Source organism: Asticcacaulis sp. AC466 (genome assembly GCF_000495815.1).
Lineage (GTDB): Bacteria > Pseudomonadota > Alphaproteobacteria > Caulobacterales > Caulobacteraceae > Asticcacaulis.
In genome coordinates this window covers 221,351-245,385 of record NZ_AWGE01000006.1, presented here as the reverse complement: position 1 = coordinate 245,385, position 24,035 = coordinate 221,351, and the positions used below count along the sequence as shown (strand labels likewise).

The 24,035-nt window shown below is 57.9% G+C and carries 24 protein-coding genes; 16 read left to right on the top strand and 8 right to left on the bottom strand.

Annotated features, from left to right (window positions below):
• Positions 1-88 precede the first annotated feature (88 nt).
• The 6 genes from AEAC466_RS29955 (at position 89) to AEAC466_RS29930 (ending at position 9,418) form a co-directional block, all read left to right on the top strand.
• Positions 89-1,324 (top strand): efflux RND transporter periplasmic adaptor subunit, encoded by a 1,236-nt coding sequence (locus tag AEAC466_RS29955; protein WP_023457481.1) that lies wholly within the window; start codon positions 89-91, stop codon positions 1,322-1,324.
• 14 nt (positions 1,325-1,338) lie between these two features.
• Complete coding sequence (locus AEAC466_RS29950) at positions 1,339-3,300, top strand: MacB family efflux pump subunit (RefSeq protein ID WP_023457480.1); 1,962 nt, start codon at positions 1,339-1,341, stop codon at positions 3,298-3,300.
• Positions 3,300-4,667, top strand: a complete 1,368-nt coding sequence (locus AEAC466_RS29945) for an efflux transporter outer membrane subunit (RefSeq protein WP_023457479.1) — start codon at positions 3,300-3,302, stop codon at positions 4,665-4,667. Before AEAC466_RS29950 ends, AEAC466_RS29945 begins: the two co-directional genes overlap by 1 nt.
• Positions 4,651-5,421, top strand: a complete 771-nt coding sequence (locus AEAC466_RS29940) for a DUF6445 family protein (RefSeq protein WP_023457478.1) — start codon at positions 4,651-4,653, stop codon at positions 5,419-5,421. The genes AEAC466_RS29945 and AEAC466_RS29940 overlap by 17 nt, the downstream gene beginning before the upstream one ends.
• A gap of 230 nt (positions 5,422-5,651) precedes the next feature.
• Positions 5,652-7,988 (top strand): glycosyltransferase family 4 protein, encoded by a 2,337-nt coding sequence (locus AEAC466_RS29935; RefSeq protein ID WP_023457477.1) that lies wholly within the window; start codon positions 5,652-5,654, stop codon positions 7,986-7,988.
• Between the two features lie 110 nt (positions 7,989-8,098).
• Positions 8,099-9,418: a glycoside hydrolase family 130 protein gene (locus AEAC466_RS29930; RefSeq protein WP_023457476.1), complete on the top strand. Its 1,320-nt coding sequence runs from the start codon at positions 8,099-8,101 to the stop codon at positions 9,416-9,418.
• A 74-nt stretch (positions 9,419-9,492) separates the two neighbouring features.
• On the opposite strand, the gene AEAC466_RS29925 is transcribed toward AEAC466_RS29930, so the two are convergent.
• Positions 9,493-9,681 carry a hypothetical protein gene (locus AEAC466_RS29925; protein ID WP_023457475.1) on the bottom strand — a complete coding sequence of 63 codons (189 nt, stop codon included), beginning with the start codon at positions 9,679-9,681 and terminating at the stop codon, positions 9,493-9,495.
• A gap of 373 nt (positions 9,682-10,054) precedes the next feature.
• Here AEAC466_RS29925 and AEAC466_RS29920 point away from each other — a divergent pair, with 373 nt between their 5' ends.
• From AEAC466_RS29920 to AEAC466_RS29885, 9 genes are all read left to right on the top strand, one after another.
• A complete protein-coding gene (locus AEAC466_RS29920) occupies positions 10,055-10,381 on the top strand; it encodes a DUF883 family protein (protein ID WP_023457474.1) in 327 nt (108 codons plus the stop codon).
• 93 nt (positions 10,382-10,474) lie between these two features.
• A complete protein-coding gene (locus AEAC466_RS29915; RefSeq protein ID WP_023457473.1) occupies positions 10,475-10,915 on the top strand; it encodes a hypothetical protein in 441 nt (146 codons plus the stop codon).
• Between the two features lie 231 nt (positions 10,916-11,146).
• Entirely contained in the window at positions 11,147-13,000 is a 1,854-nt protein-coding gene (locus tag AEAC466_RS29910) for a sensor histidine kinase (RefSeq protein ID WP_031238446.1), read from the top strand.
• Entirely contained in the window at positions 12,997-13,443 is a 447-nt protein-coding gene (locus AEAC466_RS29905; protein ID WP_023457471.1) for a response regulator, read from the top strand. Before AEAC466_RS29910 ends, AEAC466_RS29905 begins: the two co-directional genes overlap by 4 nt.
• Before the next feature lie 5 nt (positions 13,444-13,448).
• Positions 13,449-15,071, top strand: coding sequence for a hybrid sensor histidine kinase/response regulator (locus AEAC466_RS29900; protein WP_031238445.1), 1,623 nt, complete (start codon positions 13,449-13,451; stop codon positions 15,069-15,071).
• A gap of 126 nt (positions 15,072-15,197) precedes the next feature.
• The gene (locus AEAC466_RS29895; protein WP_031238444.1) at positions 15,198-15,836 is read left to right on the top strand and encodes a hypothetical protein; all 639 of its coding nucleotides are present in this window, start codon (positions 15,198-15,200) and stop codon (positions 15,834-15,836) included.
• 41 nt (positions 15,837-15,877) lie between these two features.
• Positions 15,878-16,048 carry a hypothetical protein gene (locus AEAC466_RS44415; protein WP_023457468.1) on the top strand — a complete coding sequence of 57 codons (171 nt, stop codon included), beginning with the start codon at positions 15,878-15,880 and terminating at the stop codon, positions 16,046-16,048.
• Between the two features lie 117 nt (positions 16,049-16,165).
• Positions 16,166-16,525 (top strand): hypothetical protein, encoded by a 360-nt coding sequence (locus tag AEAC466_RS29890; RefSeq protein ID WP_023457467.1) that lies wholly within the window; start codon positions 16,166-16,168, stop codon positions 16,523-16,525.
• 192 nt (positions 16,526-16,717) lie between these two features.
• Positions 16,718-17,443 (top strand): sensor histidine kinase, encoded by a 726-nt coding sequence (locus tag AEAC466_RS29885; protein ID WP_235074198.1) that lies wholly within the window; start codon positions 16,718-16,720, stop codon positions 17,441-17,443.
• A 103-nt stretch (positions 17,444-17,546) separates the two neighbouring features.
• On the opposite strand, the gene AEAC466_RS29880 is transcribed toward AEAC466_RS29885, so the two are convergent.
• From AEAC466_RS29880 to AEAC466_RS29870, 3 genes are all read right to left on the bottom strand, one after another.
• The gene (locus tag AEAC466_RS29880; RefSeq protein WP_023457465.1) at positions 17,547-17,729 is read right to left on the bottom strand and encodes a DUF1328 domain-containing protein; all 183 of its coding nucleotides are present in this window, start codon (positions 17,727-17,729) and stop codon (positions 17,547-17,549) included.
• 212 nt (positions 17,730-17,941) lie between these two features.
• The gene (locus AEAC466_RS29875; protein WP_023457464.1) at positions 17,942-18,637 is read right to left on the bottom strand and encodes a response regulator; all 696 of its coding nucleotides are present in this window, start codon (positions 18,635-18,637) and stop codon (positions 17,942-17,944) included.
• Between the two features lie 123 nt (positions 18,638-18,760).
• On the bottom strand, positions 18,761-19,054 hold the full coding sequence (locus AEAC466_RS29870) for a 4a-hydroxytetrahydrobiopterin dehydratase (RefSeq protein ID WP_023457463.1): 294 nt from the start codon (positions 19,052-19,054) through the stop codon (positions 18,761-18,763).
• Between the two features lie 87 nt (positions 19,055-19,141).
• Here AEAC466_RS29870 and AEAC466_RS29865 point away from each other — a divergent pair, with 87 nt between their 5' ends.
• On the top strand, positions 19,142-21,037 hold the full coding sequence (locus AEAC466_RS29865; protein WP_023457462.1) for a glycoside hydrolase family 2 protein: 1,896 nt from the start codon (positions 19,142-19,144) through the stop codon (positions 21,035-21,037).
• 56 nt (positions 21,038-21,093) lie between these two features.
• On the opposite strand, the gene AEAC466_RS29860 is transcribed toward AEAC466_RS29865, so the two are convergent.
• The 4 genes from AEAC466_RS29860 to AEAC466_RS29845 all read right to left on the bottom strand — a co-directional run bounded on the left by AEAC466_RS29860 (position 21,094) and on the right by AEAC466_RS29845 (position 23,918).
• Positions 21,094-21,909 carry a sugar phosphate isomerase/epimerase family protein gene (locus AEAC466_RS29860; protein WP_031238441.1) on the bottom strand — a complete coding sequence of 272 codons (816 nt, stop codon included), beginning with the start codon at positions 21,907-21,909 and terminating at the stop codon, positions 21,094-21,096.
• A 58-nt stretch (positions 21,910-21,967) separates the two neighbouring features.
• Positions 21,968-22,870 carry a phenylalanine 4-monooxygenase gene (gene phhA / locus AEAC466_RS29855; RefSeq protein WP_023457460.1) on the bottom strand — a complete coding sequence of 301 codons (903 nt, stop codon included), beginning with the start codon at positions 22,868-22,870 and terminating at the stop codon, positions 21,968-21,970.
• A 135-nt stretch (positions 22,871-23,005) separates the two neighbouring features.
• Positions 23,006-23,314 (bottom strand): winged helix-turn-helix domain-containing protein, encoded by a 309-nt coding sequence (locus AEAC466_RS29850; protein ID WP_023457459.1) that lies wholly within the window; start codon positions 23,312-23,314, stop codon positions 23,006-23,008.
• Between the two features lie 4 nt (positions 23,315-23,318).
• Positions 23,319-23,918 (bottom strand): hypothetical protein, encoded by a 600-nt coding sequence (locus AEAC466_RS29845; protein WP_023457458.1) that lies wholly within the window; start codon positions 23,916-23,918, stop codon positions 23,319-23,321.
• Positions 23,919-24,035: the final 117 nt, after the last annotated feature.

Below are 24,035 nucleotides of genomic sequence, written 5' to 3'. Positions count from 1 at the left end.
TTACGACGGATATTTCACACTCATTGCGTGGAATGGCCATGGACATGGTCTGCGGGGGCGCAATCCAGATGGAATAGCGGCGTAAGGCATGTGGTATAAAAACAGGCGGTTCCTCACCTTCGCAGGTCTTGCGGCCGGTCTTCTCCTCGTCATCGTTCTGTGGCTCACCATCTTCAATAAACCCAAACGTCCGGAACTGATCACCCAGGCCGCCGCCATGGGAACCGTCGAAAAAACCGTCCTGGCGTCCGGTACGCTGGAACCGTTCGAACAGGTCAATGTCGGCGCGCAAGTATCGGGCCAGGTCACGAAGCTGGCCGTTGCGCTGGGCGACAATGTCCAGGCCGGCGCTCTGATCGCCGAAATCGACTCGCAAAAGCAGAGGAACGACCTGGACACCAGCGCCGCTGCGCTCAATAGCCAGAAAGCTCAGCGGGCATCGGCCCAGGCCACGTTGGCCCAGGCGCAAAACAATTTCACCCGTCAGCAAACCCTGTATCAGGCCGATGCCGGCTCCAAGGCGGACTATGAGGCGGCTGTGCAGCAGCTGAAAAGCGCGCAGGCCGCGCTCGACACTGCCAATGCCCAGATCGACCAGGCGTCGATCTCGGTCCGCACGGCCAATGTCAATCTCGGCTATACCCGGATTTCGGCACCGATGAATGGGACGGTGATCGCCATCGTCACCAAGCAGGGCCAGACGGTCAATGCCAACCAGTCGGCGCCGACCATCGTCGTATTGGGCCAGCTCGACAAGATGACGGTCAAGGCGGAGATTTCCGAAGCCGACGTCATCAACATCAAGCCCGGCATGCGCGTCTATTTCACGACCCTGGGCGATCCCGACAAACGCTATTACGCCACTCTGCGCAGCATCGAACCGGCCCCGACCGATTTTTCCGGCGACACCTCGACAACCAATGCCACCAGTTCGTCCGCCATCTATTATTACGGCCTGTTCGACGTCGACAATCCCGATGGGGTCTTGCGCCCTTCCATGACGGCACAGGTCTATATCGTGCAGCAAAGCGCCCAGAATGTTTTGACCATTCCCGCGGCCGCCCTTGGCCGAAAGGACAAGGACGGCTCCTATACGGTCCGTGTCGTCGCCAAAGACTCGAAAAAACCGGAGGTTCGCCACGTCAAGATCGGCATCAATGACGGCACCAATGTCCAGGTCTTGAGCGGTATCGCCGCCGGTGAGCAGGTCGTGATCGCCCAGGCGCAATCCGGCGCCAGCTCATCGGCGAACCGCAGCGGCGGCAATAATCGCGGTGCTGCGGGCGGTCTGGGCGGCGGTACGCGTCCGCCACGTGGCCTGTAAATGGGAGATTTGTCATGACGGCGCCTCCCGCCCTGGAAGTGTCCAAGCTCAGGCGCGAATTTCCCGCCGGCGAAGGCACCATAACCGTTCTGCACGATATTGACCTGACCGTCATGCCCGGCGAAATGCTGGCCATTGTCGGCCAGTCGGGGTCGGGCAAATCGACGCTGATGAATATTCTCGGCTGTCTCGACCGGCCAACGGCAGGAACATACAAGGTCGGTGGCCGGCCGACCTCGGAACTCGGTCCGGATGAACTGGCCGAACTGCGCCGTGAGCATTTCGGGTTCATTTTCCAGCGCTATCATCTGCTTGGCGACCTGACGGCGCTTGGCAATGTCGAAGTGCCCGCCATCTATTCGGGAACGCCGCCGGAGAACCGCAAGACACGCGCAGCCGATCTCCTGGGCCGACTAGGCCTGGCCGATCGTACCGGCCACCGCCCGGGACAATTATCGGGCGGACAGCAGCAACGCGTCTCCATCGCCCGCGCCCTGATGAACGGCGGCGAAATCGTCCTGGCCGATGAGCCCACCGGCGCGCTCGATACCGCGTCGGGCGAAGAGGTGATGCGCATTCTGAAAGGCCTGCACAAGGAAGGCCACACCGTCATTATCGTCACTCACGACATGGAGGTGGCTGAACACTGCGAACGCGTCATCGAAATCCGTGACGGCCGCATCATTAACGACCGAAAGGGCGAAGGCCGCGGCGTCGCTGAGGACCAGGGCCTGCCGCCGGTCGCCGCGACGAGCCAGGGCGGGTTTCAGGCCGCGATCGACAGCTTCAACGAAGCCTTCCGCATGGCGGTCCTGGCCATGAACGCGCACCGCATGCGTACCTTCCTGACCATGCTCGGCATTATCATCGGCATCGCATCGGTCGTCTGCGTCGTCGCTCTGGGTGAGGGCTCGCGCCAGCAGGTCCTGGCGCAGATCGCCTCGATCGGCACAAATACCTTGCAAATCAATCCCGGTCAGGGCTTTGGCGATACGCGCTCCGGACGGGTGCGGACACTGGTGGTCTCAGACGCCAATGCGCTGGCCAAACAGCCCTATGCCGACAGCGTGACCCCGCTGGTGCAATCGAACGCCGTCATGCGATCCGGATCCATCGCCGCCAACGCGACCATAATGGGCGTAGGCGAACAATATGACCGGGTGCGCGGCCTGACTATGGCACAGGGGCGCTGGCTGACGGCGGAAGATATTTCGGGACTTAGCCAGGATGTCGTCATAGACGATAACACCTACAACACCCTATATCCAAACGGCGGGAAACCGCTCGGCCAGGTCATTCTGCTGGGGTCCGTTCCGGCGCGCATCGTCGGCGTGACCAACAAAAGCACCGGCATAGGCGGCGGCAGCCCGGACGCGCTCAATATCTACATGGCCTATACGGCCGTCAATTCACGCATTGTCGGAAGCAATGTGTTGCGCAGCATCACCGTCCGCATCAAGGACGACACGGAATCAAGCGTGGCCCAGTCAGGCGTCACCACGCTTCTCACCCAGCGCCACGGCACCCAGGATTTCACCATTCTGAACACGGATGAAATTCGCCAGACGATCACGGCCACGACCACGACCCTGACTGTTCTGATTTCCGCCATCGCCATTATTTCACTTATCGTGGGCGGCATAGGGGTGATGAATATCATGCTTGTCTCCGTCACCGAACGAACCAGCGAGATCGGCGTCCGCATGGCCGTCGGCGCGCGGACGCGCGATATCATGCAGCAATTCCTCATCGAAGCGGTTCTGGTCTGTCTGATTGGCGGCGTGCTGGGGATTGTCACCGCCCTGCTTTTCGGTGTGATCTTCAAGCTGTTCAGCAGCGATTTCACCCTGGTCTATTCACCGATATCGATCATCGCGGCCTTCCTGTGCTCGACCCTGATCGGCGTCGTCTTCGGGTTCCTGCCGGCGCGTAATGCCGCCAAGCTTGATCCCGTCACCGCGCTTGCGAGGGACTAATGCATCATTTCGCGAAAATCAGAACATTTTCTGCCCTCGGCCTGACCGCCCTGCTGACAGCATGCGCATCGACGCCTTATCATACGCCATCGGTGCCGACGCCGGGCCGGTTTGCCCATGCCGAGGATGCGACCGGACAGGGAGCGAATACCGCTTCCGATCTGACGGACTGGTGGACGGCCTTCAACGATCCGGCGTTGAACAGTCTCGTTTCGAACGTGCTCGCCAAGAACAACGACCTGGCAGCTGCTGCCCTGCGCGTACAACAGGCCCAACTCCAGGCCGGGCTGACGCGGCTCGATCAGCTCCCGTCAGCGAACGGCAATGTGGGAGTGAGTACAGGGGACGCAACGCGCTGGTCGGCCAGTCTGGGCGTCTCCTACGAGGCCGATCTGTGGGGCCGCCTGGCCGCTGCCACGCGCGCCGCGAATTGGGAAGTGCAGGCGACGGCCGAAGATCGCGAAGCCGCCCGCCTCGCCCTTATCGGGACCACTGCGGAACTGTACTGGCGCATCGCTTACACGCATCAGCAGATCACGGTCGGCGAACAAAACCTGGCCTATGCGCGCAAGGTGCTGGACCTCGTCACCATCCAGCATAAGGCCGGCGCCGTGTCGGGCGTCGAGGTGTCGGAAAGCGAGCAAAGCGTCAATTCGCAAATTGCCAGTCTGGCCGACCTGCAACAGCAGCTTGTCGAATACAGGTCGGCCCTCACCGTACTGCTGGGCGGCGATCCGTGGCCGCAGACCAGCGAACCGCAAGGCCTGCCCGATACCCCATTGCCCGATGTCCGCGCCGGCCTGCCCGCCGAACTGCTGGGTCGCCGGCCCGATCTGCGCGCTGCCGAATGGCGTCTGCGTGAAACCCTGGCCGATGTCGATATTGCCCGAACGTCACTCTATCCTGGTCTCAACCTGACGGCATCGGGCGGCGCATCGTCCAGCGAACTGGGCGCCTTGTTCCGCAATCCGACCGGGTCGCTGGCCGCAGCGCTCAGCCTGCCATTTCTCGATTTCCCCCGCCTGAACCGCAACGTCAAGATCAGCGAAAAGACATACGACATCGCTGTCCTGACCTTCAAGACAACCCTTTTGCAGGCCTTCGCCGACACCGACAATGCCCTGTCGGCGCGCACGCAACTGGCGCGTCAGGCTGAGGCCCAGGCCGCCAGCCTGGCCGCCGCGCGTAAGGCCGAATCCCTTTATGCCGTGCGCTATCGCACCGGCTCGGTCGCTCTTCGCATCTGGCTGGATGCGCAGCAATCCCTGCGCCAGGAACAGCTCAGCTATGACAACAACCGCCTGTCGCAGTTGATCAACCAGTCGACCCTCTATCAGGCGCTGGGCGGCGGTGTGCCGCCACAATAGCGCCAAAAAAAATCAAGCCGATATCGCCGGACTGCGTTATCATGACGACATGTCCGGGGAAGAAATAAGCATTCAACTCAATCCGCAGGCGCGCGTGCGCCTGACCCATATTGGCGCCGAACAGAATCCGCTGATCGTCATAGACGATGTCCTGCTCAATCCGGACGATCTGATCGAAGCGGCGGCGCGAACCCCATTCGCCGCCCCGGAAGCAACCTACTATCCCGGCGTGAACGCCGCCATCCCCACCGCCTATCTTCAGGCGCTGGTGCCCATCCTGCGTCCAACTCTGATGCGCGCGTTCGGCATTGGGAAGGGCCAGATGAGCGCCCGCGCCTTTTTCGCCCTGTCGACGCGAAGGGCGGACGAACTGGTGCCGCTGCAAAAAATTCCGCATTATGATCAACCCGACCCCCGCGGCCTGGCTATGGTACATTACCTGGCACGCGATCAGGCCGGCGGCACCGGCTTCTTTCGCCACGACACGACCGGCTACGAATCCATCCCGCCCGAACGCCGCGAGGGCTACATGACCATTGTCGCGCAGGAACTCGAGGCGGCCACGCAGTTGAACGGATATACGGGCGCGGACACGCCCAACTATACCCTTTTGGAAGCTGTCGAGCCCAGATTCAATCGTCTCATCCTATACCGCAGCAATCTGCTGCATTGCGCGCTGTTCGACGGTGCGCGCCTCAGCGATGATCCGCGGACCGGGCGCCTCACCGCCAACAGCTTCTTTTTCTGTGACTGATGTCATAGCGACGGCCAGCCGCAATCCCTTCACGCGCTTGTGACTCCGCACTTATTGCAGTGCGGGGTGTTCCGTACTGAATCTTTACAGGGGAACCGGCAGTGTCGCGTGAAGCGCAGGCAATATGAGGCCCTGCACCCCATTCCTAACATCACGTCCCCTAAAAAGGTTTTGTCAGAGCGTATCTGTAACTTTTCGGCTGGGACTCTGAATTTCTAGCGGAGAGCGACATGTTACAAGCCAACAGCTTCGAAATCGCCAGTGACCTGGAAGCGGAGATGGAAGGCTTACCCGCTACGGCGGCCGCAACGCTCAGCCGATCCGTTCCTGATCGTATTGGTCCTGACCGTATTGGCACCCCCGGCGTGACTCTGTCGAAAACCGCCATCATCGGTAACTTCCCGCCCCGTCAATGCGGCTTGGCCACGTTCACACGCGATATGTATGCCTGCCTGTCACGCGCACTGCCCCAGGCCAGCTGGAGCGTCATCGCCATGAACGACCCCGGCGCGGCCTATGACTATCCGTCGGAAGTGACGCATCAGGTGCCTCAGAACGATATCGCCGCCTATCGCGCCCTGGCCGACGAACTCAACGAGAACGGCACCCAGGTGCTTTTCGTGCAGCATGAATTCGGCATCTATGGCGGTCCTTCGGGCGCTTACCTGATCGAATGCCTGGAACGCCTGAACATGCCGATCGTAACCACCCTGCACACAGTTCTGGAAAACCCGAACGATGAGCAGCGCCACGTCATGAGGGCCCTGATCCGCCTGTCTTCGACCCTGGTGACCATGGCCCAGAAGGGCAGGGACATTCTCAAGCGCGTATACGGCGTCAAGGATGAGCAGATCCAGGTCGTGTTGCATGGCGCGCCGTCGCGCCCCCTGCGCGCCACTTCAGAATTCAAGCCCATGCTGCATCTGACCGGCAAGAAGACCCTGATGACCTTCGGGCTTCTGTCGCCGAACAAGGGCATCGAAACGGTGATCAAGGCCTTACCGGAAATCCGCAAGACGTGCCCGGAAGTCGTCTATCTCATCATTGGCGCCACCCATCCGCACCTGGTGCGTGACGAAGGTGAAAAGTACCGCGAAAGCCTGATCGCCATGGCGGCGGAGTTGGGCGTCGAAGAGAATGTGCGCTTCATCAACCGGTTCATGAACGACAATGACCTGATCGATGTGCTTCAGGCGACAGATGTCTATGTCACCCCCTATCTGACGGAAACCCAGATCACGTCGGGCACGCTAAGCTATGCGCTGGCGCTGGGACGGCCAACCGTTTCGACGCCCTACTGGCACGCCACCGAAGCCTTGGCTGACGGCGTCGGTATCATTTGTCCGTTCAGCGATGTCGCCGCCTTTACCACAGCCATCTCCAGCCTGCTGGACAACGATAACCTGCGTACGGAGATGTCCATGAGAGCCTACAAGGCGGCCCAACCGTCGCGTTGGAGCGAAGTCGCCCGCGCCTATGTCGTCCAGGCCGAAGCCGATGTCGCCAATTACGACCTGCCGCCGGAAAAATTGATTGTTTCTCTGCCTGAAGCGCCGTCCTGGAATGCCGTTTCTCGCATGACCGACGATTGCGGCATCTTCCAGCATGGGAAATATTGCCTGCCCGATCGTCAGCATGGCTACTGCGCCGACGATAATGCCCGCGCGTTATCCCTGGTGGCACGGCAATCGAACATAGCCCCCCTGACAGCCGAGCAGATGAAGCTTGGCTACATCTACGCATCCTTCATGAACCATGCCTGGAATAATGACAGCCGGTTCCGCAATTTCATGTCCTACAACCGCGAATGGCTGGATGACGGCGGTTCCGACGATTGCTGCGCGCGCTCCTATGAGTGCCTGGTGGATGTAGCCCGCTCAAACCTGCCTGCCGACCTGCGACAATGGGCCAGCGATCTGGCCGCTCAGATTCTGCCCAAGACGCCGACGTGGAATTCGCTGCGTTCGCGCGCTGTCATGATTAAGAACCTGATCCGCACCTTCGGCGTTGTCGGCGATGGCCAGGAAATTCAGGCCATGGTGCGATACCTCACCCGTGATGTCCACGACCGTTACAGAGTGCAATCACGCGCCGGGCACGACTGGTTCGAACCGTCCCTGTCCTACGACAATGCGCGTGTCTGCGAAGGCCTGATCGTCGGTGGCGCCTTCCTGGGCGAAGCCGAAATGGTGAAGGATGGCCTCGCCTCCCTGACCTGGCTGATGAAAAAACAAACCCGAAACGGCGTCTTCGCGCCCATTCCCAATTCGAAGTTTTCCGACGATGGTCCGGATCACCCGCTGTATGACCAGCAACCCCTGGAAGTCCTCGCGACCATCGATGCCTGCCTGACGGCCCTGCGGATCAGCGGCGATACGAAATGGCGTGACGAAGCCATGCGCGCCTTTGCCTGGTTCCATGGTGAGAACACCTCAGGTCTCAGTCTGCTCGACGGCAACGGCGGTTGCTATGATGGGCTGAACCCGAATGGCGTCAACCTGAATCAGGGGGCGGAATCGATCCTGTCCTATCCCATGAGCTGGGCGGCCCTCAAAGCCGACCTGTAAAACACCTGGCCTGAAAAATACGGGCCCTCACGCACGCGAACCGCCAAGGCGGTTCGCGACTTTGCCTTGCCTAAACCGGACCGGAAGGGCCGGCATCTGAGGGATACACTATGACTGAAATGCTTATTAGCCCAATTACTCTGCACGCCAACCCCGAACGAGTGGTCATCCTGCCGTTCACCATTTCCATCAGTCCGCGTGACAGCGCCATGGGCGCCGGCTCCCGAGTCAGTCGCATCTGCGACGCCATTGCCGCCATGTCGCTCGAACAGGTGCGTAACGAACTGGAGGTGGTCAATCGCGACTTCACCTCACGTCACTGGCAGGCACGCGGCATTTTTCTCGAACGCTTCCGCCAGATCAAGGCCATGAACGGCGGGCTGGACGCATTAGATGAGGATCACATGGCGCTCATCGGCGCCTATTTCTGCCACGAATACAGCTACTCGGCGGCGGCGGTTATGAATCCTTCCGTCGTTTATCACCCCGACCAGAGCGGTGCCGGCGAAGGCGTGAACTTCATCATGTCAACACGCACCGTCGGTGAAGGCCATATCTCGACCGTGTCATTTCGCGAAGGCACCTTTCATCCCGACGGCACGGTCGAACTCAAACCGGAAGCCGATTTTGCCGTAGCCGCCAAGCCGCTGGGTAATGCACCGCTAGATGGTGTAGTGACCGTCCACGGCCACCAGGCGTGTCCGATCTCGGAAACCGTTCTTTTTCCGGTCACCCGGTCGCAAAGCAACGGCCTGGAAGACCTGCGCATGCTGAAATTCACCGACGAAAGCGGCAGCGCCAGCTATATGGGCACCTACACCGCCTATAACGGCAAGGAAACCGCGTGCGAATGTCTGGAAACGTCGGATTTCCGCTCATTCAAACTTACGCCCTTCCGGGGCGCCGCCTCTGGCCACAAGGGGCTCGGCATCTTTCCGCGCAAGATAAATGGACGGTGGGCCGCCGTGGGACGTCTTGATCACGAAAGCATCTTCTACCTGGAGAGCGACGACAAATACACATGGAATTACGGCGACCGTATTCTAGGCCCGGAAGCGCCATGGGAATTGATCCAGATGGGCAATTGCGGTTCTCCCATCGAACTGGAAGAAGGGTGGCTGGTCCTGACTCACGGGGTCGGCCCTGTGCGTCGCTACTCCCTGGGCGCAGCCCTCCTGGACAAGGACGATCCGCGCATTGTCCTGGCCCGATCGACGGAACCGCTTCTGTCACCGTCCGAAGACAACCGCGAAGGCTATGTCCCCAATGTTATCTATACCTGCGGCGCCATGCGCATCGGTGACTGGATCTTCATGCCCTATGGCGTTGCGGACTCCTCAATTCATTTCGCGTCTATCAAGATCAAGGACCTTCTGGCCCACCTGGGCTACCCTGCGGCATCGGTGAGCCAGGAAAACGCCGCAGAATAAGCAGCGTCGTCAGGTCATAAAAAGAAAGCCTCCCGATCATCCGATGGGGAGGCTTTTTTCATATGTCGAGAAAATCACGAGCCGGGATTGATATGGTCTTTTTCGGTCCCTGGGACGTGCGTCTTCGGCATCTTGCCATTTTCGATACGGCCTTCATTGCGCAGCTGACGCCCTTTATCGGCCATTTTGTCATTGTTCAGCGCTTCGCCCAGTTCCTCTTCGGCAGCGCCGGCGGTTTCCTTGATGCTGGCTTTAACAGTCATGGTGAAGTCTCCTGTAATCTGTCGCCGGGATTATCCCCCGCGATGCCTTACACGCTAGCCATTCCCACATAAAAAGGATGCACCGGACCGTCGCACAGGGATAAGAATAGGGTAAGTCATCACAGCCGCAGGTGGCTGCCGCTCATTTTTATACAATCTTTATTTTCACCCAGCAGGCTGCACATCGCTTCCTTAAAGCCGTGCCGATAATCTCAAATCATCACGTTCACGGCCGCTTCTCTCAAGCCCTTCTCCGCCCCCCCAGCCCCTGGGTTTCAGACAAGCCTGCTGTGAACGTGACCCCTTTTCTTCCCTCCCCGAAAAACCCGTAAATGCCGGTTTCCGGCAGTCTCTGTGCAGGAGTAATCGACCCATGCTGTCTTCCGCAACCAAAGCCGCCGCAAATGTCACCAAGGGCCTGGCCGAAAACGACCTGCGCAATAGCGCCCGCGATGCCGCCGATCGGGCGCGCGACGCGATCGACGACGTGAAGGATCGCGGCGAAGATGTTCTCAACAATGTCAGCGGTTACGCTAACGAAGCCGGACAAAAGGTGCGCGGCCTGTTCGATCGCACCGCCGACACCACTTCGCAATATACGCGCAAAATCGAAAGCGAAATCAAGACGAACCCTGTCCGTTCGTCGGCTATCGCGCTCGGCGCCGGCTTTATTCTCGGCGCCCTGCTTACCCGTCGATAAGCTAACAGACATGACGCCGGACAGCCCTTTGGGCTGCCCGGCGTTTTTGTGTCGCACGTACCGGAGCCCCCACTCACAGGAGACCATCGCATCATGTTCTGGGTTTCGCGAATTTTCGAGCTTTTGTCGGCGACGAAAAAGCTCAATACGGCGAAAGCCCATGTGATGAGCGCAGCTTCCGGTCTGACACTTGTGCTGTTGCTCGGAATATTCGGGACATTCCTCTCCGCATTGGTGATTGGCGGCCTGTTGTGGCTCATCTACGCGCAGTTAATTGCCGCCAACCTGGACGTTCTGCCATCCTGTGCGGTGATCGCTGCCCTTACCCTTGTCATACTGGGTGTTGCAGCGACTGTAGCTATGCGTATCTTTAATCGCATCCGCAGCGACGTCGAGCAGATATTTCACAGCCAGGCGCCCATGGCCGCGCCGGTCATCGACAAGGCAACAAACATGGTCGGCGCATTTGTGCAGGGTTTGCGAACCTCGCGCGGGGTATCCCCCAGAGACAAGACAAAGGGAGTCCAGCGCTAATTGGCCTATTTTCGCGCAATTGGGACTTATGCCATATTTATAAAAACAAGGCGCCGGCTTATTGCTCCATTACACGCCCTTAAGCTAGATTTAAGGCGGATATGTCACTCATTGCGCTTGAGAGACGCCTTCCTGCGTTAAGGTTTTCATTAAATAGCTCTTGATTAATGCAAATATTGAGCGGGTCGACCACATATATCTCATTGGCGCCATAGAGGCCGGCGAATAGATATGCGACTACCCTGGGGCTTGAATGTTAAGCATCTATATCTGGCATTCTTCAGTGTTATTTCGATAGCGCTCTGCTCTTTCAGCCTGATTATTTATGATCAGTACACAAAATCCCAAAACCTGAACGATCACATTCGTTATGAGTATGAGAATATTCGCCAGACCAAGGTTATCCTGATGGACATGGTGAATATGGAAACGAGCGTGCGCGGGTATGTGCTTTCCGGCGACGCGGCTTTTCTTGAACTGTACGAGGTGGCCGCCGCCCGTCTGCCAGACGAAATCAACACCCTGCGCCAATCGACCTATTACGAAGACACTGCATTTGCTGAGACCAGCAACCTGCTCGACCGCTTCGACGGAATGGAGCGCCTGCTGCAATCGCAAATTAACTATATGCGTGGCCATGGCCGCGGTCAGATCAGCATGAATGCACTAAGCATTCAAAAGCGTCAGATGGACGAATTGCGCCATCTTGTCGCAACCATCACCGCGCGCCGCCTGACGAACATGGAGGAACGGCGCAAACTGGTAGAGCCGCGACGCCGAAACTTCGCCTATATCCTGATCATCGGAAGCATTTTGGGTGTCGGCATATTCTTGGCCGGCACGATTCTGATCATAAAGCTGGAAACCGAGAACGAAGCCATCGAAGCGCAGAATGAACGGGCAGAAACCCGGTTCCGGGCGGTTATGAACGGGATCAATGACGGAGTGTATGAGATCAACTTCGTCAACGAAACCATCTATATGTCGAAGGAATACCTGGCGATGCTGGGCTTTGAAGAGGGGGAACTGGATGAAGATATCCGCACCCTTATCAGTCGCATTCACCCCGACGACCTGGAATCCTACATGCAGGTCCGTCATGACTACATCATTAGAAAAACCCCGACCTATAACAACGTGTTCCGGCTCAAGCACAAAGATGGCACCTGGCGCTGGGTTATGTCGCGCGGCATCGGCACCTGGGATAAGTTCGGCCAGATCCGCAGCATGATCGGCACCAATACCGATATCACCGAACAAAAAAGCCGTGAAGAAGAACTGCGCCAATTGAATGCCGACATGGAAGCCTTCACCTACATCACGTCGCACGACATGCGCTCTCCCCTTGTCAATCTCAAAGGCTTCTCTCACGAACTTACGCTGGCTGTGAAGGATATAGACGATCTGCTTGCACCGAAGCGCAAGGGGATCGGCGAGGAAAGCTGGGCGAAGTTGGAACACATTCTCAAACGCGACATACCCGAGGCCTTGGGCTTTATCGGCAATGCGGTTGATCGGATGGACACTCTGACAACCGCCATTCTCGATTTGTCCCGCATCGGTAAGTTCACCTACCGCGATGAAGTCGTCGACGCCCAGGCCGTGTTCGACAAATGTCTGGGCGCACAAAGTTACGAGATTTCCAACAAGGGGGTAGAGGTTAAGGTCAACCCCTTGCCCAAGATGGTGACCGATCCCGTTGCCTTGGAGCAGGTCTTTTCCAACCTGCTTGACAATGCCGTCAAATACTTGCGGCCAGGCGTCGCCGGCCATATCGAGATGAGCTGCCTGGAGACGTCGCGCGACTACACTTTCTCGATCCGCGACAATGGACGCGGCATAGATGCGGAAGATGCCGAGCGCGTTTTCAACATCTTCCGCCGTGCGCGTAATACCGGTGACGTGCGTGGGCTAGGCCTGGGCATGGCTTTCGTCAAGGCCACTCTGCGCAAGATGAATGGCGGCATATGGTTCGAATCCAAGCTTGATGTCGGTACGACATTCTATGTCAGCCTGCCACGCCGCCAGCCCGTCGCCAATGACGCAGTGGAAAAACTGTCCGGCAAACGGGAGGATGCGGCATGATCAGCGCCTTTTCCGAGCCGTTCACAGTCGTGCTGGTCGAAGATGACGAAGGTCATGCCAGCCTCATAAGCCGCAATTTACAACGGGCCGGCGTATTAAATCCGATCGTGCGTCTGCGCGACGGCAGCGAAGCCATTGCCTACTTCTTTGGTAAGTCCGCACGTACCGAACCGCTCGACAAAACCATTGTTGTTCTCGACCTCAACCTGCCTGACATCGACGGCTTTGAGGTTCTCCACCGCCTCAAGACCGATGACAGCACACGCCACATCCCTGTCGTCGTCCTGACCACAACCGACAACCCGAAAGACATCGACCGGTGTTATGCCCTGGGCTGTAATGCCTTCATGATCAAGCCCGTCGGGTATGATGATTTTTCCGACGCTATCCGCAAGCTTGGCCTGATGCTGACCACAGTTCGCGTTCCGCATACCCGAGCCTGATCCCCATGCCCCACACCATAACGCACGATTCCAAAACACCCCCGACCATGCATCAGATTCTGTACGTCGAAGACGACGCAGCCCTGGCGCGCTTGCTGCAAAAGCGCATGGAAAGACTGGGGCTAAAGGTTGAAACCGCAGGCAGCGCCGAAGACGCGCTCGACCTGCTGCACAGGCATGATTTCGACCTGCTGCTGATCGACTATAACCTGCCGGGTATGAACGGCCTGCAGATGCTCGACCGCCTGACCGACCTGACCGTCGTGCCCCCCGCTGTCATCCTGACTGCCGGCGGCGATGAACGCATCGCCCTGGAAGCCTTGGAAAAGGGCGCCGCCGACTACTGCGTCAAGGATGTCAACCAAACCTATCTCGATCTTCTGCCGGCCATCATGGTCGCCGCCTTCACCAAGGAGCGGCTGTTGCGTGAAAACGCCCAGCAAAGCATCGAGCTGACCGCTGCCAAGGAGCGCGCCGAAGCGGCCAACCAGGCTAAGAGTCGCTTTCTGGCAACCATGAGCCATGAAATCCGCACGCCAATGAACGTCGTCACCGGACTGGCCACCGTATTGGCGAACACGCGCCTGGACGATCACCAGAAAAAGATCGTCGATACCTTGCGCACAAATGCCGACCTGCTGCTCAAACTCATCAATGACCTGCTCGATATCAGCCGCATCGAAGATGATCATATCGAACTCGAAGCCATACCTTTCGAGATTTCGGCTATTTTGGAAGATATTCGCGTCATGTTCGGCCAGGATATAGAACGTAAAGGCCTGAGCTTCCGCATCGAGGACACCACCAACGGCATGTGGCTAATCGGAGACCGGTCGCGTCTGCAACAGGTCCTGATGAACCTGGTCAGCAATGCGCTCAAATTTACCGATACCGGCGAAATTCTTATCCAGGCCAGCGCCAGACCGCTGAGCAGCGATATGTGCGGCCTGATCGTCCGGGTGCACGATTCCGGCATAGGCATACCGGTCGACAAGCTGCCTGCCATCTTCGAGAAATTCACTCAGGCCGACGAGAGCATCACCCGACGGTTCGGCGGTTCAGGCTTGGGGCTGTCCATCGCCCGCTCCCTGGCCCAGCTTATGGGCGGTGATATTCATGTCGAAAGCCAACCGGGCGAAGGGTCCAGTTTCACCCTGACGCTCGACCTGCCGCGCGGCACAAATCCGAACCATCCGACGGCGCCCGCGGCCGATTATCGACCGGAGCTGCCAACCGACGGTCGTAAACCCCAGGTGTTGATTGTTGAAGATTATGAGCCCAACATCATGGTCTTGACCCTCATGCTCGAAGAGCTGGGTTACGACGTCATGTCCGCCCCATCGGGGGCAGAAGCCTTGACCCTGCTTGAGACGGAGGGGCCCTTTCACGCCATCCTCATGGACGTCCAGATGCACGGCATGGATGGCCTGGAAACCACCCGTCAAATCCGCAATGATGAGACCCAAGGCGGCCCGCGTCACACCATTATAGGCGTAACCGCCCATGCCCTGGCCGGGGATCGCGAACGCTGCCTGACTGCGGGGATGGACGATTACATTTCCAAGCCCGTCCTGCCCGACATACTGGCGCAAAAGCTACGCGCCGTGGGCACGCGCCATCCGGCCTGATACGGGCGTTTATCCCCCCCTTATCTCCCTGCCCGGCTTAGGCACTGTGCCTTTGCAGTCTTTTTCGTACGGTAATCCATATCCGCCGTCGCGGATGGTGAAATTACTTTGCAGGAGGAAAAGGCCATGCTCGATTCAGACGTCCGTACCAGTCCGACAAGCCAGGGAACAACCCAGGGACCGGCAGGCGCAGCCGCGCACGGCTCAATGCAGGCCGCCAGTCGAGTCGCGGGCGTATCTGCGCTTTATGACGAAGACCATATCGCCTCCGTTCAACAGGTATCGCACGATCTAAAGCGCCTATTGGCAGGTTGCGACGCTGCGCGGCTGAAGACAGATGTCAAGCTTCAGGTCGCCAAACTGAATGACTGGACCAACACCTACCTTAAGGGACTGGACGCCGCTCAGAAGATCAGCGAGGCCGGTTACGACACCTTGATCGAAGCTCAAAAGGAATTGGCACTGTCTCTGGACGATTTCTTAAGGTTTGAAGGCGAAGGCGGTAATCCACCCTCCTCGGATCAGGAACGCAGAATTGAGGATATTTCCAAGGCTTTGCGACGCATCAGCGGTTTGATTCCTGCCGTCGAAAACACCTTCGCTTCTGAAGGCCCGAACGATCCAGAGGATCCGGAAATCGAGCCCTATGAACCCGCGACCGATCCGGACAACGCGCCCGAATACAATCCGCCTGCACCGGACGGAAATCCGGAATTACCGTCTGAAATTCCTCCGGTCACCAATCCTCAATTCAAGACAGCCTAGACCTTACGAGTTTAGCCACCCTCATCACACGGACGTCTGCCATGAACGCCACCAGTCTCCCCTTTTCCGCGCCGAAACCCTCTACCGTCCGCCAGTTCAACGTGGATGGCGAAAGTTTTGAAGAAGATCTCCCACCGGAACTTTTCGATCCGGAAGAGGATCTGGATGAATTGGCGACCTATGCGCACATTGCCGACACGTGGAACGACTAGAGCGAGGCAGATTTGACTGTGATCAGACCGGCCTCGTTTACGAGATTTTATCCGAAAAGTGCGTCACACGTTTCGGAAAGCGCTCTCTAAAAAAGAGCCTGCACAGGAAAATGACCTATGGCCAATGATATCTACCGCGGACCGGGACTTGGGCGATTTCTGTTAATGATCGTCCTTGTCCTGATCGTATCCGTCGCTGGCGTGTGGTTCTATAATAAAAGTCATTCGGTGACGGTTGGAGATCATGTCGGTAAGGTGATTGACGAACTGCCGGTTGGTGCCAGCAAGGCGGCTGATGAGTTGAAGGACAGTCCGGCGCTTGCCAAGGCTGGCGACGCCATAAAAGAGAGCGGCCATGCGGCGTCCTCGGCGCTGTCCAAAACCGGTGCAGCTACCGAACGTGTCGTTTCGGACGCCAAGGAAGACGTTAAGGCGGCTGCGGACAAACAAAAAGAAAACAACGCCGACAAAAAGTAGAAATTTGCCTGCCGATTGCTTAGCGTTGAGAATTTTCTGTATGTCAAAGCCACAGTTTCCCCCTGCTGATCGGCTTTGACTTCAAAAAAGGAGCAAGGTTCGAAAACCTTGCTCCTTTTTCTATCGTATATGGCTTGAGCACGTTGCTTGCGCAGCACAATATTGGTAATACACGTTATGAAACCCGAAGAGATGACTTCCCCAACTCACGACGAGATCCGTGAGTACCTGCATCGCCAGATGCTATCCTCGGTATCTCACGACCTCAAGACGCCATTGGCAACGATTATCGGCTCACTCGAAGTCATGACGATGCTTTATGACAAGTTGAGTGAGGAAAAGCGCAAGTCGCTCATCAGCTCGGCCTTGACCGAGGCGTTTCGGCTCGATCACTTCATCACCAATATTCTCGATATGGCCAAGTTTGAGGCTGACGCGGTGAAGCCGCGCTTCGAAACCGCCAGACTCAGTCAGATGATCAATGACAGCTTGGCGAGGTTAGGTCCGCTAAAGACACGCGGCGAAATAAAGATCGCTCCGTCTGTCACCAACGACGATCTGGTTACCGATCCGATGCTGGGCGCCCGCGCCATAGGCCTGGTCCTGCACAATGCCTTCAAGTTCGGAGGCCGTAAGGCGGCGGTGCCGGTGATTGAGGTCGAATACGGCATCGTAGGCAGCGAAGGATTTGTGCGCATTCGCGACCATGGCGACGGCATTCCTCCTGCGAAGCAGGCGGCGGTTTTCGACAAATATACCCGTCTGCAAAAGTCCGACCAGCAGAACGCCAGCACAGGCCTGGGGCTCACCATTTGCCAATACATCATGCGGCTGCTCGACGGCCGCATTGAATTGTCGAACCACCCCGAAGGTGGCGCCATCTTCACCCTGTGGTACGCGAACAAGAAGGCGACCTGACTACAGGCAAGACTCAAGCAAGAAAAAGCCGGTCCCCAAAGGACCGGCTTTTTTATCATACGCAAACCCTGCGAATTGCCCGCCCCGTTTAAAGGGCGGCCCGTTATAGGGGAGGATTGGCACTGCGGCCCGTGATCATCCGGTAGACCAGGCTGGCGATGAACAGCACGACGAAAATCACAGCGATAAACTTGGCGATTTCTGCAAAAGTACCGGCGAGCCCTGTAAAGCCGAAGAAGGCCGCTATAACGGCTAGAATAAAGAAGGTTACGATCCAGTTGAGCATAGTATTCTCCTATTGAACAGCCCCGCCCGTAATCGGAGGAAACTTCTATTCCACGCTATGCCTTCCTTCATAAATTACAAAGATGGCAAAAACCGCCGGCTCGTAAGGAAGCGGTAAGCCTTAATTTCAAATACAAATAACGCAAAAACACAAAAGGGTCCGGCGAAAATGTTCCACCGGACCCCTTTGTCTGAATGCTCGGAGAATATGGGCTAGTTGACCATATCCATGCGGTAGCCAATGCCAGATTCCGACACGATCGATTTCCCGAGGCCTGGACGCGTCTCAAGCTTGTCACGGACCTGCCCGATATAGACACGCAGGTATTGCGTGTCTTCGAGGTGGGCAGGGCCCCACACTTCTTTGAGGATCTGCTTGTGCGTCAGCATGCGGCCGCGATTGACCAGGAAGTAACGTAACAGGTCGTATTCTTTGGGCGTGAAGCCGATACGCTCATCATCGATGAACACTTCATGGCGTACCAAATCCATGCGGATGGGACCGTGGACGATTTCCGGGTCACCGACTTCCTTGACCGCGGATTTACGCAGATTGGCATTGATGCGCGCCAAGAGGACTTCGGCCGAAAACGGCTTGGTGACATAGTCATCCGCGCCGATGTTCAGGGCCGGGGCCGCTTCCATGTCCTCAGCACGGGCGGTCAGCACGACGATGGGCACGTTGGACCATTCGCGGATCTTGGTAATGACTTCCTTGCCGTCGATATCTGGAAGACCGAGGTCGAGCAGGATCAGATCCGGCCTGACCGAAGCGCTCATGCGCAGGGCCTGCTTGCCGCTATCGCATTCGCACACCTTGAAATCCGCGGCATCGAGGAAGATGCTCAGCATCTTGCGGATCTCTTCCTCGTCATCAACGATCAGAATGGTGTTTTTCTTTTCAAGCATGGGGGTATTCCGTGATCCTCTTATTAGACGCCGCCGGACCCCTGGAACTCAGGGGATCACAAACTTTTGTACCTACAGCACTACGGTCAGAAAAATAAAAATTAAATGCGTGAGTATCGCCCGTCAGACGCCGGCGGCGGCATCGATATCCCGCGCCAGGGCGATATCGCTGGCGGTTAAGCCATTGGAATCATGGGTGGTTAGCCGGATGGACACCCGATTGTAAACATTGGACCATTCGGGATGGTGGTCCAACCGATCAGCCGCTTCCGCGACCTCGGTCATGAAGGCGAACGCCGTCTTAAAGTCCTTGAATTCCAGATGTCTTGTTATGGCGAGGCCGCCGGGCTCAAGCCCCCATTGCGGCAGATTATCGGTGAGGGCGTCAATTTCAGCAGAAGATAAGGTCGGGCGCATATCCGTCACTCTGCGCCCCATCGGCGGGTTTGACAAGGCCTGCCGACCGGTGTCTTGTCACAGGCAAAATTCAGGAGAGGAGATGTCATGAGGTTAGCGCAGATTTTCGTCGTCGTCGCCACGGCCGCGCTTGTGGCCGTGCCTGCCGGCGCCACGCCGGCCCGCCCGGCCGATGCGCCTGCGTACAGCAGCATTGTGCCGGGTACGGTCCTGGTCAATGCCGACCGACGCGCGGGCGAAAGCCTGTCTGGCCCCTGGCACTATTCGGTGGACCCGTACAAGGACGGGATGGCCGATTTCCACGGCAAGCCTTTGGATGTCACGCGTGGCCGCGGTTCTGACGTCAATGTCGAAGCGGCGATGAAGGCTGATCCCGACGTCTTTTTCGAATACGATCTGGCGCGTGCTCCGGTCGGTCCGGTACCGTCCGCCTGGATCGCCTACGCACCGGAACTGCGCTACTATAACGGGTTGATGTGGTATCAAAAGAGCTTCGACACCGCCCTGATCAAATCCGGACAACGGGTCTTCCTGCGTTTCGCTGCCGCCGATTACAAGACCATGGTCTACCTCAATGGGCACCGCGTCGGCGAGCATGAAGGCGGCTTTACCCCCTTCAGCTTCGACGTCACCCATCTGCTGCGCGAGAAGAACAACAACCTTGTCGTCGCCGTGGACTCGACCCGCACACCCGACTCCGTACCGACCCAGGTCACTGACTGGGAAACCTACGGCGGGCTGATACGCGATGTCACCCTGGTCGCCACGCCGGAAACCTATGTCGATGACGACTTCATCCGCCTCACCACGGACGGCCTGATCAAGGCCGACGTCGCACTGGACGGCCCTACCAAGGCGGGACAGGCCGTCGAAGTCAGCGTGCCTGCGCTCAAACTCAGCCTGAAAGGCACGACAGATGCCGATGGTCACGTCTCACTCAGCGTGCGCGCGCCCAAGGACCTGAAACGCTGGTCGCCGGACACGCCGACCCTCTATGACGTTTCGGTCAAGGCGGGCTCTGACGTTTTAACCGACCGGATCGGGTTCCGGACGATCGAGGTCAGAGGCACGCAGATCATCCTCAACGGCCAGCCCATCTTCCTGCGCGGCATCTGCCTGCATGAAGAAGAATTCGGTCCCAATCCGTCGCGACGCATCACGCCGGAAGCCTCGCGCGCCCTGCTCAGCGAGATCAAGACAGGGCTTCACGGCAATTATGTTCGGCTCTCCCATTATCCGCATTCGGAAATCACCACGCGCCTGGCCGATGAAATGGGCCTTCTGGTTTGGAGCGAGGTGCCGGTCTATTGGGCGGTCAAGTTCGACAATCCGGACACGCTCAAGGTGGCGCAGAGGATGATGGCGGAAAACATTCTCCGCGACCGGAACCGCGCCTCGGTCATCATCTGGAGCGTGGCCAATGAGACACCGATATCAGATGCCCGCAACAGCTTCCTGACCGCCCTGGCGCGCGAAGCCAAGGCCCTCGACGGCACACGTCTCGTGTCGGCGGCGCTGCTCACCGGTAAGAAAACCGTGGACGGCCATATCGATATCACCATCGACGATCCACTAATCCCGGAACTCGATGTCATGGCGGTCAACACCTATAACGGCTGGTACGGCAACGACAAGATTGCCGACGTACCGGCGACCGTCTGGCATTCCAGCTTCAACAAGCCGTTGATCCTGTCGGAATTCGGCGCCGCAAGTCTCTACGGCGTCCGCGACCCGGCGCGTGAAGGACGCTTCACCGAGGACTATCAGGCGAAATACTACAAAAATACCCTGGCCATGGCCGACCGGATTCCCTTCCTGGCCGGCCTGTCGCCATGGATTCTGAAGGATTTCCGCTCGCCCCGCCGCCAGAACATCTGGCAGCAAGGCTGGAATCGCAAGGGCGTAGTCTCGGAGAATGGTGAACGCAAAATGGCCTTCTTCGTTCTCAGCGACTATTACGCGAAGATGGCGGCGAAGCAGTAGGGCCGGTCATGGCCAAGCGTCATGAGTCGAAGGTCATGACGCTTGGTATCAGCGTATCAGCCCTTCAAATTCTTGATGCTGGTCGCGATGCTGGCCCAGGGATCAGCCGGGTTGTCGTGTTCGACATAGACGTTTTCCACGCCGCCCTTAACGGCGGCGTCCAACACGGCAGCGAAGTCGATCGTGCCCTCGCCCACCGGCGCCATCGAACCATCGGCCAGTTTGTCCTTCAGGTGCAGTTGGCGAATGCGAGTGCCGTGTTCCTGCAGGATATGGACCGGATCATGGCCGGCAAAGCTGGCCCAATAGCAATCCAGTTCGAAGGTCACCAGCGAGGGGTCGGTGTTTTCCAGCAGAACGTGATACGGCATATCGCCGGACGCTGTCTTCTTAAACTCGAAATCGTGATTGTGATAGCAGAAGGTCAGGCCGCGCGACTTGGCCAGTTGCCCCCAGGTGTTCATCTTGTCGGCCCAGGCTTTCCAGCCATCGCGGTCTTCGGTCGGCAACCAGGCCAGGACCGCATAGCGGGCACCGACAGCGACTTGATCGTCAAGCGCCGCCTCCGCACGCGTTTGCCAGTCAGTAAGGCCAACGTGACCCGAGGGCGCAGTCAAACCGACGTCAGTGAGCCTGGCCTTGAAATCACGGGCGGAGACACCGCCAAACGTGATCGTTTCGACCTGATCGTAGCCCAGAGCCTTTACGCGTTTCAGCGTACCGACCGGGTCCTTGGCGAAGGCATCGCGCACCGTATACAACTGGACGCCGATTTTCTTGAAAGGTGATTTAACCGGCTTGGCCTGGGCGGATGCACCGGCCAGACCGAGCGCGGACAGGGCCGCAAGAAGATGACGACGATTGAGTTCCATGATGTTTTCTCCCGTTTGGGACATCAATCATGGGTTTTACCCGGGTGTCAATTCCTGGTCAGCAGTCGCCGGTGAGCAACGCCCGGTGATATTCGCCGGTGCCGCGCGTGAACACACGGTCATCGGGCGTCACCGTGGCCAGGCCGAAATCGGGCAAGGCTTTCAGCTTTTCATAGATGGGCGCAAAATCTGTATTGGCCATGTCGAACAGGGTATCGAGCGACGGCATGACGAAATAGGTCTCCTGAAATTCGTCGATGCGGTAGGCCGTGCGCATAACGCGTTCCAGATCGAAGCCGATACGGTTTGGCGACGCACTTTCCAGCGCAAAGCGCGTTTCCGTGAATGATGAGAGGATGCCGCCGCCAAAAATGCGCAGGGCGCCGGCTTCCTCGATCAGGCCGAATTCCACCGTGTACCAGTAGAGCCGCGCCAGATAATCGAGCACGCCCAGCCGTTCGGCACGCAGGCCGCCTTCCCCATAGGCTTGCATGAAGTCGGCCATGACCGGATTGACCATCATCGGCACATGGCCGAATATATCGTGGAAGACGTCAGGTTCCTGCAGGTAGTCTAGCTGATGTGCCTTGCGGATAAACTGTCCCGCCGGAAAACGGCGGTTGGCCATGTGATTGAAAAACACTTCATTGGGCACCATGCCCGGCACGGCGACAACACGCCATCCGGTGCGTTTTTCCAACGCATCGGACAGGGCTTCAAAATCAGGAATGCGGTCGGCCGTGATCGGCAGTTCAGCCAGCCCATCGAGATAAGCCTGACTGGCCCGGCCGGGTATGAGTGTCATCTGACGCTCGTACAGGGTCTTCCAAGTGGCATGTTCTTCCGGGGTGTAGGCGCCCCAGTTCTGGTCGATGGTCCAGTCGGCGCGTTCGGGCACATAACCACCGACAATGCCATGAAAGTCGGATTGGGCGTTTTCGCCCGCTTGCGTCTCCAGCATGTCACGCCTCCTCTGATTTTTCGGAAGTGTAACGCGGATTTGGTTTCACATGAAATGAATTTTTTCGTGAGCCAAATGCGAAGCGCTCCCCTTTTGGCAAGGGGAGCGCGGAAAGACGGCCTTACGGATAATCGGTCACCCTTCCATATCGGAAATCAGCTTTCGCATGGCGTCGAGATAGGCGATGTAGGCTGTCCGGCCGGCCGGAGTCAGGCTTATGGTTGTCAGCGGCTTCTTGCCGACAAAGCTCTTGTCTATGCCGATGTAACCGGCCTCTTCCAGCTTGCGCAACTGAACCGACAAATTGCCGTCCGTTGCCTGGAGCTTGGTTTTCAGCAAGGTAAAATCCGCCGAACCGGCCGTGGACAGGTAGGCCATAATCCCTAACCGCAAACGTCCGTGAATGACATCGTCAATGGCGTCGATGGAAAAATCGTCACCCATGACCTTAGGCCTTTTCTGCGCGCATCAACGCAATGCCAGGCACCATGGCGAACAGAAACAGACAGGCGGCATAGGCAAGCATCTGAAGCGCATTACCGGCCAGGAAGGAAATGGCCGGCGCTCCCAGGAAGCATCCCAGGCTGACCAGTTTCAGCCAGCCTTGGCAGGACATCAGAGCGCTGACCCACCATCCCATGCCGTAAAGCAGGAGGATGACCGGTGCGATCAGGTAAGATAGCGGCTCAAAGTTTTGGTATATATTGGCTAAAATCACCAAGCAGGCGATGAAGGAAAATATGCCGATGCCTACCGCCGACCAGGCCGACGCCGTGGCGCGGTTGCTGGCCGATCCTTTAACGCGGATCCGGGAGAGGCCAAGCACCGTGGCGCAGATCCCGAAGAGAATGCTGGCACCGATCCAGATCACCGCCGACATGGCGCCCGACTTGGGTATCCAGTTCATGATCATAGCATAGTGGGCAATGGCGGCCACACCGTAGATCAGGCCGGCGCAGAACAGGGTAGCGCCATTTTTCAACGGACCTTTACTCCCGTCTTCGGCCAGAGATTTTATGTAGTCGATATCGGACTGGAGATTGGACATCAGTTACTTCCTCTTGAACGGTATATTATTCAGCGGCGTCAGGCGTTTGCTGACACAAAAGCAGGGCCAGCCCGCGAATGACGGCGAAGGCGATAGGCTGTCGACAAGGACAATGTG